The sequence below is a fragment of the Guptibacillus sedimenti genome (assembly GCF_028610665.1).
GTDB classification, from domain to species: domain Bacteria; phylum Bacillota; class Bacilli; order Bacillales; family Guptibacillaceae; genus Guptibacillus; species Guptibacillus sedimenti.
On record NZ_JAQQWV010000013.1, the window covers coordinates 24,331 to 35,217 of the forward strand.

The 10,887-nt window shown below is 40.9% G+C and carries 11 protein-coding genes, 2 tRNA genes and 1 rRNA gene; 1 reads left to right on the forward strand and 13 read right to left on the reverse strand.

Translation table 11 applies throughout. The features are described from left to right. Positions 1-3: 3 nt before the first annotated feature. The 4 genes from tatC to moaC are packed head-to-tail and all read right to left on the reverse strand — an operon-like array spanning position 4 to position 2,159. Positions 4-771: a twin-arginine translocase subunit TatC gene (tatC, locus tag PQ578_RS21800; protein WP_273837248.1), complete on the reverse strand. Its 768-nt coding sequence runs from the start codon at positions 769-771 to the stop codon at positions 4-6. A 20-nt stretch (positions 772-791) separates the two neighbouring features. Further along, positions 792-974, reverse strand: coding sequence for a twin-arginine translocase TatA/TatE family subunit (locus PQ578_RS21805; protein WP_048313069.1), 183 nt, complete (start codon positions 972-974; stop codon positions 792-794). 24 nt (positions 975-998) lie between these two features. Next, positions 999-1,631, reverse strand: coding sequence for a redox-sensing transcriptional repressor Rex (locus PQ578_RS21810; protein WP_226660152.1), 633 nt, complete (start codon positions 1,629-1,631; stop codon positions 999-1,001). A gap of 45 nt (positions 1,632-1,676) precedes the next feature. Continuing rightward, positions 1,677-2,159: a cyclic pyranopterin monophosphate synthase MoaC gene (gene moaC, locus PQ578_RS21815; protein ID WP_159780909.1), complete on the reverse strand. Its 483-nt coding sequence runs from the start codon at positions 2,157-2,159 to the stop codon at positions 1,677-1,679. A 264-nt stretch (positions 2,160-2,423) separates the two neighbouring features. Here moaC and PQ578_RS21820 point away from each other — a divergent pair, with 264 nt between their 5' ends. Further along, positions 2,424-4,346, forward strand: coding sequence for an ABC-F family ATP-binding cassette domain-containing protein (locus PQ578_RS21820; RefSeq protein ID WP_273837253.1), 1,923 nt, complete (start codon positions 2,424-2,426; stop codon positions 4,344-4,346). A gap of 297 nt (positions 4,347-4,643) precedes the next feature. Here the strand turns inward: PQ578_RS21820 and tsaD are convergent, their stop codons facing one another. From tsaD to rrf, 9 genes are all read right to left on the reverse strand, one after another. Next, positions 4,644-5,660, reverse strand: a complete 1,017-nt coding sequence (gene tsaD / locus PQ578_RS21825) for a tRNA (adenosine(37)-N6)-threonylcarbamoyltransferase complex transferase subunit TsaD (RefSeq protein ID WP_273837255.1) — start codon at positions 5,658-5,660, stop codon at positions 4,644-4,646. Beyond that, the gene (rimI, locus tag PQ578_RS21830) at positions 5,650-6,108 is read right to left on the reverse strand and encodes a ribosomal protein S18-alanine N-acetyltransferase (protein ID WP_224885379.1); all 459 of its coding nucleotides are present in this window, start codon (positions 6,106-6,108) and stop codon (positions 5,650-5,652) included. The genes tsaD and rimI overlap by 11 nt, the downstream gene beginning before the upstream one ends. A 10-nt stretch (positions 6,109-6,118) precedes the next feature. Next, on the reverse strand, positions 6,119-6,814 hold the full coding sequence (tsaB, locus tag PQ578_RS21835) for a tRNA (adenosine(37)-N6)-threonylcarbamoyltransferase complex dimerization subunit type 1 TsaB (RefSeq protein ID WP_273837258.1): 696 nt from the start codon (positions 6,812-6,814) through the stop codon (positions 6,119-6,121). Beyond that, positions 6,795-7,265 carry a tRNA (adenosine(37)-N6)-threonylcarbamoyltransferase complex ATPase subunit type 1 TsaE gene (gene tsaE / locus PQ578_RS21840; RefSeq protein ID WP_273837259.1) on the reverse strand — a complete coding sequence of 157 codons (471 nt, stop codon included), beginning with the start codon at positions 7,263-7,265 and terminating at the stop codon, positions 6,795-6,797. The genes tsaB and tsaE overlap by 20 nt, the downstream gene beginning before the upstream one ends. Positions 7,266-7,274: 9 nt before the next feature. After that, positions 7,275-8,255, reverse strand: coding sequence for a thiamine-phosphate kinase (gene thiL / locus PQ578_RS21845; RefSeq protein ID WP_420541614.1), 981 nt, complete (start codon positions 8,253-8,255; stop codon positions 7,275-7,277). Positions 8,256-8,444: 189 nt separating this feature from the next. Further along, positions 8,445-8,520: transfer RNA gene (locus PQ578_RS21850), tRNA-Asp, on the reverse strand. A gap of 129 nt (positions 8,521-8,649) precedes the next feature. Beyond that, positions 8,650-8,726: transfer RNA gene (locus PQ578_RS21855), tRNA-Met, on the reverse strand. Between the two features lie 286 nt (positions 8,727-9,012). After that, positions 9,013-10,152 (reverse strand): trans-sulfuration enzyme family protein, encoded by a 1,140-nt coding sequence (locus tag PQ578_RS21860; protein ID WP_273837265.1) that lies wholly within the window; start codon positions 10,150-10,152, stop codon positions 9,013-9,015. Between the two features lie 654 nt (positions 10,153-10,806). After that, positions 10,807-10,887: ribosomal RNA gene (rrf, locus tag PQ578_RS22540) — 5S ribosomal RNA — on the reverse strand; the annotation flags it as partial.

A 10,887-nucleotide genomic window follows, 5' to 3' on the forward strand; every position in this document is an offset into this window, starting at 1 on the left:
CATTTATTGATTTCCTTCTTCCTGAGCTTCCTCAAGAATTCTTTTTGCTTCAGCCTGTAACCTCTTCCGATAACCATATCGGGACACAATAATACTAAATTCGTAAAGTAGTAAAAGCGGTACAGTTACCATAAGATGTGAAATAATTTCAGGTGGTGTAATCATCCCCGCTATAACGAGAAGGACAAAGTACGCATACTTTCTAATCTGTACAAGCATTGCTGGATTTAACATACCAAGCCTTGTAAAGAAAAGAACGATGACAGGCAACTGAAAGACAAATCCAAAAGGCAGTGTTAACTGAAACAAGAAGCTAAAATATTGATTCGCTCCATACATCTCTTGAATGTTTAGGCTTTGTGCAAGGTTCCCCACAAAATCGATCACAAATGGAAAGAGTACAAAATAGGAAAAGGAAACGCCGCCAAGAAATAAAATGAACACCGCTGGTATATAAGATAATGTTACTTTGCGTTCATGTTCAAACAAGCCGGGTGATATAAACGCCCAGAGCTGGTAGAGCGCTAGTGGTGATGTCATAATAAAAGCAATTAAAAAGGCGAAGCTGAAATACACTTTTAATGGGTCAGTCAGATGAAACGCGTTCATCGGTATACCCTGCGCTTCAGGAGCATGCTGCAGGAACACAATGACTGGCTTAGCCAGAAACAGCCCCGCAATAAAGGAAAGAATTAAGAAAACGACAGTAATAATAACCCGTTTTCTTAATTCCTCTAAATGATCATAGATGGATTGCTTCTGATCCTCCATTCACTATCCGTCCTAACCGATTACTTGTCGTTATTTTTCTTATCATTTGGTTCATCGTCATCATCCGCTAAACCTTTTGTTGCGTTTTTAAACTCACGAAGCGTGTTACCTGCTGCTTTACCTAGCTCAGGTAATTTCTTCGGTCCGAATATTATCAAAGCAACCACGGCAACTAATGCGATACTTGCGCCACCCATTCCCATGCGTGTCACCTCCTTATCATGTCGTTATACTGGATAATGCTTCATGAAATAGACGAGTGCTTGTAATTCGACTGCTAGATCAATATGATGCACTCGTATATGATCCGGAACTGTTAAACGAGCTGGGGTAAAATTTAATATTCCTTTGATGCCTGTCTCATCCATTTGATCGGCAATTGACTGAGCGACATGGACAGGGACAGTTAAAATAACAACTGATACGTCATTTTCTTTAAGTCGCTTTTGAAATTCATCAATATGATAAACGGGTACTCCGCCAATTTCCTGTCCGACTTTTTCGGAATCAGCATCAAAAGCGAGCTCAATTTTTGTATTATTATTTTTTATAAAATTGTAATGTAGAAAGGCAGTTCCAAGATTACCTACGCCAATCAGCGCAACCTTAGTCGTTTCATCCTGATCAAGGGTCTTACTAAAAAAGGATAACAAATAATGGACGTTGTACCCATACCCTTTTTTACCAAGAGCACCAAAATAGCTGAAATCTCTGCGGATTGTAGCGGAGTCTACCTTAATGGCATCACTAAGTTCTGCTGAGGAAACACGCTGTTTTCCAGATGCACTTAGATTTTTTAAATATCGATAATAGAGCGGCAGTCTTTTTGCTGTCGCCTGCGGAATTTTTGTTTGATCAATATCCATACACTACCTCCATATTGATCTCCGCGCTCCATCGTCACCTTATTCGCGCGTATAATCCCCGCTTTTACCTCCTGTTTTCGTAACAAGATAGGTTTCCCCGATAACGATGCCTTTATCCACCGCTTTGCACATATCATAAACAGTTAGTGCCGCCGCGGATGCTGCCGTCAGCGCTTCCATTTCAACGCCAGTACTCCCGCTCGTTTTCACATGAGCCTCGATGATCAGCTCATAAGATGGGGAATGATCCTGCCAGTCAAAATGAAGGTCAACGCCAGAAAGCGCTATCGGATGACACATAGGGATGAGATCAGATGTTTTTTTTGCTGCCATAATGCCGGCAATTTGAGCGACTTGAAGTACATCGCCTTTTTTCATCGTTCCCGCTTGGATACCTGAATAAATTGGTTCACTCACCTGAACGCTCGTACGTGCGGTAGCCGTTCGAACAGAGGGAGTTTTATCAGTAATATCGACCATTCTTGCTCGGCCTTCTTCATTAAAGTGAGTAAATGAACTCATGTTTGCCCCTTTCCTCATACTGAGATGATTGAAGGATATTGCTGCTACTTGTGACTATACACCATTTCTTGCGATTTTGCTGTTTTTTTGATGACTTTTTTTGTTAAGTCATGAACATTCGTTTAGTTGCTCAGCTTGTCCTCTCTGCGGTAAACTTAAGGGAACGTCGGATAATGCCGAACGATCGGTGATACACGAGGAGATCAGCTTATCCTTACAACCCGCTTTTCACGGATATAAGGAAGGAAATAGAGGTGAACGAACATGATCGTATTGCAAGTAAATGGACTCACTAAATCATTTGGTGCTGATACCATTTTATCGAATATTAAATTAGAAGTACAATCACGAGACCGCGTTGCGCTTGTAGGGCGGAACGGCGCTGGTAAATCTACTCTGCTAAAGATGATAACCGGGCAACTTTCATATGATTCAGGCGATATTATTAAACCAAAAGATGTAGCTGTTGGTTATATGGCGCAAGACACTGGACTCGAATCTGGACTTTCGATCTGGGATGAAATGCTAAGCGTCTTTGAAAGATTTCAAAAGATGGAATTAGAACTTAGGCAATATGAACAAAAGATGGGTAATCCAAAAGTTTACGAAAATCAGATTGAATACGAGCGAATTTTAAAAGAATATGATGAGCTTCAAGTTGCCTTTAAAGATCAAGGTGGTTATAAGTACGAAGCAGACATTCGTACCGTATTACACGGACTTAACTTTAAAGATTTTGATTACAGTACAAAAATCTCAACGCTTAGCGGTGGACAAAAGACACGACTCGCTCTCGGAAAGCTTTTGCTTACAAAACCTGAGCTACTTATTCTAGATGAACCGACAAACCATCTAGATATTGAAACACTTACATGGCTTGAAGGCTACCTTCAAAACTATTCTGGTGCCTTATTAATTGTCTCTCACGATCGTTATTTCCTCGATAAAATTGTAACTAAAGTGTACGAGATTTCTAGACACCGTGCGGAACGTTTTGAAGGTAACTATAGTTACTATCTTGATGAAAAAGAACAGCGTTATGAGCAGCAACTTAAGGAGTTTGAGAAACAACAAAAAGAAATTGCGAAGCTAGAAGACTTTGTTGCGAAAAACATTGTGCGCGCTTCAACAACGAAACGTGCACAAAGTCGTCGCAAACAACTCGATCGGATGGAACGTCTTGATAAGCCTAAAGGCGATGAAAAATCAGCCAACATTACATTTGGTATTGATAAACAGACAGGTAACGATGTCCTAACACTGAGAGAATTATCCATCGGATACCCTAACAATGTCATAAACGATAACCTAACATTTGATTTAAAGCGACAAGAAAGTGTCGCTCTTGTAGGTCCGAACGGAATAGGGAAATCAACATTGCTAAAAGCAATCGTATCAGGGGAGACACTACTCGATGGCGATATTCATTACGGAAGCAATGTTCAAATCGGTTTTTATGACCAAGAACAAACCAATCTCCACTCGAACAAGACCGTTTTAAAAGAACTTTGGGATGATTTCCCTCTTACTGATGAGAAGGATATTCGCGCCGTACTGGGTCGCTTCTTATTTACCGGCGATGATGTGTTGAAGAACGTTTCTGATTTAAGTGGTGGCGAAAAAGGCCGCCTTGCTCTCTCCAAATTAATGATGAAGAAATCCAATCTTCTCATTCTGGATGAGCCAACAAACCATCTTGACCTTGATAGCAAAGAAATACTGGAAGACGCGCTGATTCAGTTCCCAGGTACAATCCTATTTGTCTCACATGATCGATACTTTATTAACAGAATCGCAACGCGTGTTATCGAACTTTCAACGGATGGTGTTACACCTTATCTAGGTGACTATGATTATTATATTGAAAAAAAGCAGGAACTTGCTGAACTTGCAGCGCTTGAACAACAAAATAATGAAGTTACTCAATCTCTTTCATCTGGTAAATCTAGCTTTAAGCAAGATAAAGAAACAAAACGCCAAGAACGTCAAATGCTCCGACGAATTGAAGAGATTGAAAAAGAAGTGGATGACGCTGAATTACGCATTGCTGCAATCGAAGAAGAGCTATGTATTCCAGACGTCTTCGAAGATCATGAAAAAGTAATGAAGTTAAATGAAGAAATGGATCATTTGCGGCATGTGACGGAAATACTCATGGAAGAATGGGAACAATTACAGGAAGCCTAATAAAAAACAGTCCACTGTGGACTGTTTTTTTATTAGGCAAGAATTTTCCGACATATTCACACTATCCACACACTTATGCACAATTGAATAGCTGACAAACCTCATTTTCTAAAAATTATTAACATTATCAACAAGACACTAACTAGTTATCCACAATTCAAGAGAACCTCATTGGATTAAGCTTTCTCTTATAATGTCCACACTATTCACTTGGTTGTTGATAACTGTTCTTATTAACATCCTCTTTCACATTCAACCCAAACGACAATTAGATGCTTTATAACAAAAAAACCGGGATTAGATTCCCAGTTCTAATCCCGGATTTGCGTTAAGTTGAAGGCTAGAACGTTTTCCTTTTCGATAAGCGATCGTTCCAGCAGCTGCAATCATCGCAGCATTATCCGTACAATAATACAATGGTGGAATCACAAGCTCTCTACCGCTGCCTTCAAAAGCTTCTATTAAAGAACCTCTTAGGCCTTTGTTTGCTGCTACACCACCAGCAAGAAGAACTTGTTTCACGTCATACTCTTCAGCCGCTCGCAACGTTTTCGTAACCAGTACTTCGACAACAGAAGCCTGAAAACTTGCCGCAAGATCCCCCGGTTTCAGTTCTTCGTTACGTTGTTTCGCGTTATGAACAGTGTTAATAACCGCCGATTTCAAACCACTAAAGCTAAAATCATATGACCCTTTTTCAAGCCAGGCACGAGGCAGTGGAACTGATGGTTCTCCTTCTGCTGCCAACCGATCAATATGTGGTCCTCCAGGGTAAGGAAGCTGTAGCGTTCTTGCGACTTTATCATAAGCTTCTCCAGCTGCGTCATCACGTGTTTCACCGATTACCTCAAACTCACCTTCAGACGGCATATAAACAAGCTCCGTATGTCCACCAGACACTACCAGCGCTAGCAGTGGATAAGTTAACTCTGCTACAAGCTGATTGGCATAAATATGCCCTGCAATATGATGAGTACCGATTAGTGGCTTCTGGTGAGCGAAAGCTAGCGCTTTTGCTGTATTTACACCGATTAAGAGTGCTCCCACAAGTCCAGGTCCCTCTGTCACAGCAATGCCATCAATCTCATCCATTGTAAGTCCTGCTTCATTTAAAGCTTCTTCAAGAATCAATGTCATTTGCTCCACATGATGCCTTGAAGCAATTTCAGGGACGACGCCTCCAAAACGTTTATGACTTTCAATCTGAGACGCCACCACGTTCGCTAATACTTCTTTCCCATCTTTTACGATCGCAACTGCTGTTTCATCGCAGCTTGTTTCAATTCCTAAAATAATTTCATGTTTATTTTCCATTTAAATTCACCCACATTACTAGCGCATCCTCTTGATTATCTGTGTAATAATTTTTGCGAATGCCGCCTTCTTCAAAACCAAATTTCCGATATAGATTTTGCGCTACGATATTCGACACGCGAACCTCAAGCGTTATTTTTAATGCCCCGCGTGATTTTGCAAAATGAATTGCTTTGTTTAGGAGCGCTTCTCCTAGTTTCATCCCACGATACTCTGGATGAAGAGCGATATTCGTAATATGCGCCTCATCAATAATGACCCATACCCCGCAATAGCCTGCTACTTCTTCTCCAACTTCCAGTAGAAGATAAGTCGCGAAATGATTTATGACGATTTCATTATAAAAAGCAGATCTGCTCCATGGTGTTGGAAAAGTTGCGTGCTCAATCCGCATCACAGCCTCAATATCTTCAATGGTCATCGATCGAAACGATACCGTATCATTCATCGCAAATCCCCTACTTTTTCTGTGAAGCTAGCCACTTTGCTTCAGCTTCAGCCATTCTTACATAGTTTGGTGTAAACTGATGAACATCTTCCACCGGTTCATGACTTGCCCCTAACCTTGCAAGATCAGCAGGCCTAGCATTTAAACTACTCGAGGGTGCGAACACTGCTTTGTCACCTAATATTGCTTCAATTCCTTCTTTGTGCATAGTTAGATCTCCGCTAATAAATAAAAAACGCTCATATCGATCTTTATTTTCCTGAAGCCACTCTTCAAATAGCACAATCTGATCTTCCGTTTCTCTTTCAACTTCTATTCCATTCGCTTTATACACACTCATATACACTTGTCCGCGTCTTGCATCAAAAAATGGAACGATGGCTCCAGAGAAATAACGCCCATTCTGCGCCAGTACTTCTAAACTAGACACTCCGACAAGAGGTTTGGATAACGTCCACGCTAACGTCTTAGCAATGCTAATGCCAATGCGCAGTCCTGTATATGAACCCGGTCCTTTTGCCACTACGATTCGATCAAGGTCAGCAGGCTTCACCTGAACTTCTTCTAACAGTTGCTCAACAGCTGGCATTAACCGAACCGAATGGTTTTTCTTTATATTTGTTATCAGTTCTCCGACAACTGTGCCATCCACCATAATGGAAACACCCATACAGTAGTTCGAAGAATCAATGGCTAGTACTTTCATGTTGCAACTCCTTACATAACGACTCATAGAAAGAACCAAATGGTCTTAAGATAAGCCGACGTTCTGAATCTCTTTGATGATAAATTTCTACTCTGAGGAGCTGTTCTGGCAGCATATCCTGAATGAATTTTGCCCATTCGACTACTGTCACGCCTTCTCCTTCAAAGTATTCGCTAAAACCAAGGTCCTCATCACTCTCTTCAAGACGATAAGCATCCATGTGAAAAAGAGGAATGTTTCCTTCATATTCTTTTATAATCGTAAAGGTAGGGCTATTCACTATTTTCGTAACCCCTAACCCCTTTCCGATTCCCTTCGTAAAGGTTGTCTTGCCAGCACCTAAATCTCCTTCAAGTGTTAATACACAGCCTGGCTTTAGCTTCTCAGCAAGCTTCCTGCCAAACGCCATCGTTTCTTCTGGAGATTTCATGATGAAAGCATATCCACTCATGTTCATCACCTATTCTTTAGACGAGAAGTGATTGTAACCCTTCTTGTCCAATTTAAATTTTTGATCTTTATAACTCATCCATACACTTGTTCCTTTATCTTCTACATGGCCAATTTTATAGATGGATTCCTGGTGTTCTTGAAAAAGTTCTACCACTTTTGCCCAGTCATCCTCCGCAACAGTGCCGATCAATTCATAATCTTCTCCGCCATTTAACATCCATTCTAACCTTTGGAAAGAGGAATATGCCTCAAACCCTTCAGGTGCCGGGATCGCGTCTTGATTAAGGACAATGGAAACGTCACTTGCTTCTGCAATCTCGTGTGACTCACTTGCTATTCCGTCACTCACGTCGTTTAACGAAATGCGATATTCACTCTTAGCGAGAATACGCCCTTGTTTGACACGAGGATGGGGATCCTGGTGGAACTGAACATATGCTCCATCACTGCCCTCACCCTTAAGTAATGAAGAAAGTCCAGCAGCCGAACCACCCACAGGTCCAGTAAGAAATACGACGTCACCTGCCTTCGCATTACTCCTAAGAAGTTTACGTCCTTTTTCGACTTTACCGATAACAGTAATAGCAATATGAAGATCGCCTCTCGTAGATACTGTATCGCCACCAATCATGTCCATCTCATAAAGGTCGCCGATCTCTTTAATCCCCTTGTATATTTCTTTTAGCTGTTTAGATGACCATCCCGTTTGTGGCACAGAAATCGATACAAGATAAAACATCGGAATACCACCCATTGCAGCAATATCACTTATATTAACAGCAAGCGCTTTTCGACCGGTTTGAAAAGGGGATAACGTACTCTTCTTAAAATGGATGCCTTCGACCATAGTATCGGTACAGGCGATTTCATCCCATTCTGATTCAATGTGATAAAGAGCCGCATCGTCTCCAATTCCTTGAATCAATTCTTTTCGAAATGTATAAGCTGGCGTAATGGATTGAATAAACGCAAATTCATCTTTCACCACACTCATCTCTCTTTCTATTTTATAAAAAAACCTTAGGAATTTCATCCTAAGGTGCTTTTTCTATCAGTTTATCTTACTTGACAACAAATTCACATATTTGTTTCAAAAAACTTATATTTTCTTCTGATATTTAGAAGGGTACATAAATTTAAGTATAAAAAAAAAGCGATCCAATCGCTCTTGAAAAAATGGCGGTCTCGACGGGAATCGAACCCGCGATCTCCTGCGTGACAGGCAGGCATGTTAACCGCTACACCACGAGACCAGTATGTAATGTTTGAACACTGTACACTTACGATTGTGAGAAATAATACCAAGTTATCAGTTTAGGTTGCCCCTAAAGGGACTACAATAAAAATTTAACAAGGAAGATTAATCGACGTAGGTAAATTTTTGGTTGCGGGGGCAGGATTTGAACCTGCGACCTTTGGGTTATGAGCCCAACGAGCTACCGAACTGCTCCACCCCGCGACGATGTAAATATAAATATGTTGCACCTGCTTCATAAGGCTGTGCACTGTTTCTTCCTCTACAAGGTTATGCTTCGATGCGTATCCGTCGAAACAACTCGATGTTGATTCGTAGATGTAACGCTCGTTGCTCCACCCCGCGACGATATAAGTATAAATATACTGCACCTGCTTCATAAGGCTGTGCATGTTATGACATGAATTAGTATGTCATATGGACACAAGTAATACTATACCAGATAAATGTAATGAATGCAAGCATTAGAAACAAAAGAAAAAAACCCCTGTTACAGGGATTTCTCTACAGCATTTTTGAATGCATCAACAATATCATTTTCGTTTTCAATTCCTACAGAAATGCGAACGAGCTGTTTATTGATTCCAAGCTTCTGTCTAGTATCTTCTGGTACTGTTCTGTGGGAAGTAGCAATCGGATAAGAAACCGTTGTATCTAACCCTGCCAGAGTCGGTATAATCTTTACCCATCCTAGTGACTTGAAGAATGTTTTCACATCGGTTTCATCATCTAGCTCAATGGAAACCATAGCTCCCGAACCTCTTTCAGCTACATATTCAGGATAATAAACATTTTTAATCCCGTTAATATTTTTTAATTCACTTGCAAGGATAGCTGCATTCCTCACGTGACGTTCCATTCGTACACTCATCGTTTTTAACCCACGGCAACCTAGCCATGCTTCAAATGGACTAAGATTAGCTCCAAGGTTAATCACTTTGGCTTTTGCCTTGGCCATCAGATCTTCTCTTCCTACTAGTACACCTGCTGTTACATCACTATGACCGCCAATATATTTTGTTGCACTATGTACAACAAGATCAATTCCTAGTTGGTAAGGCTGAAGAAGATAAGGTGTAGCAAACGTATTGTCTACCATAGTAACAAGTTTATGTTTTTGGCCAAGATTTTTCAGAAAGTCCAAATCCTCGACTCTTAATAGAGGGTTTGTGACAGATTCAGTATAAAGCAATTTCGTATTTGGTCGTATCGCACTCTCAATTTCTTCTTTGTCTGTAAAATCCACAAAAGAGACTTCTATTCCGAAGTCAGGAAGTTCTCCATGAAAAAGCGAATAGGTTCCTCCGTAAAGATCTTCACATGCGACAATGTGATCGCCAGCTTTGACAACGGAAAGCACCCCCGCAAGAATAGCAGATAAGCCCGAAGAAGTCGCAATACCCTTAGGAGCACCCTCGAGGTCTGCTACACCCATTCCTAGATCATCTGTATTCGGATTACTAACGCGTGTGTACAAATAGTCTTTTTTACCTTCATAAAATGATTCCAAATCATCGAGATCCTCAAACACAAATGCAGAGGTTTGATAAATCGGCTGGACTTTACTTGCTGTATCGGCTTTCGGCTTTCTTGGAAAACGTACGGCTTTTGTATCGAAATGAAAATCCATTTATTTTCCCCTTCCATTAAATAAAATTCTTTTTCATTAACTGTACGTCTTCTAAGCGTTAATTTCAAGAAATAGCGTTCGAAATTTTCGATTTATTCTCTTCAAAAAAGATAAATGCTATATATTGATAGAGATGAATTACGTTTTTATCGTTATTATTCCGCGGTATTTCAAATAATTCCGCGAAAATCGGATTTATTCCGCGCTTTCGCATGATATTTCCGCGAATTTAAGATTAATTCCGCGAGCGTCATGAATGAAAGATTTGAGCTAGTGAAACATCTATAAAACCATACAAAAAAGCGAGAAACCATTTGGTCTCTCGCCTTTCTTTCTTTGCCCAGCGACGTCCTACTCTTGCAGGGGGAGATCCCCCAACTACCATCGGCGCTAGAGCTTAACTTCTGTGTTCTCATACGGGGCGCGATAAGCGGCGATCGCCAGCTGCGCGCTGCCAGATCCTCATGGATCTCCCAAATATCCACTCCGGTCTGACATCACTTGCTTCCTCAAATTTCTTGCTTCTCCCACCCCTACGTAGCTTTCGAAGAAGTTTTGATTGTCTCACATGAAGCTTTTTTCTCTTGCGAGTTTTCAAGACTTAATCAATACAAAAAAAGCGAGAAACCATTTGGTCTCTCGCCTTTCATCATTGCCCAGCGACGTCCTACTCTTGCAGGGGGAGATCCCCCAACTACCATCGGCGCTGAAGAGCTTAACTTCCGTGTTCGGCAT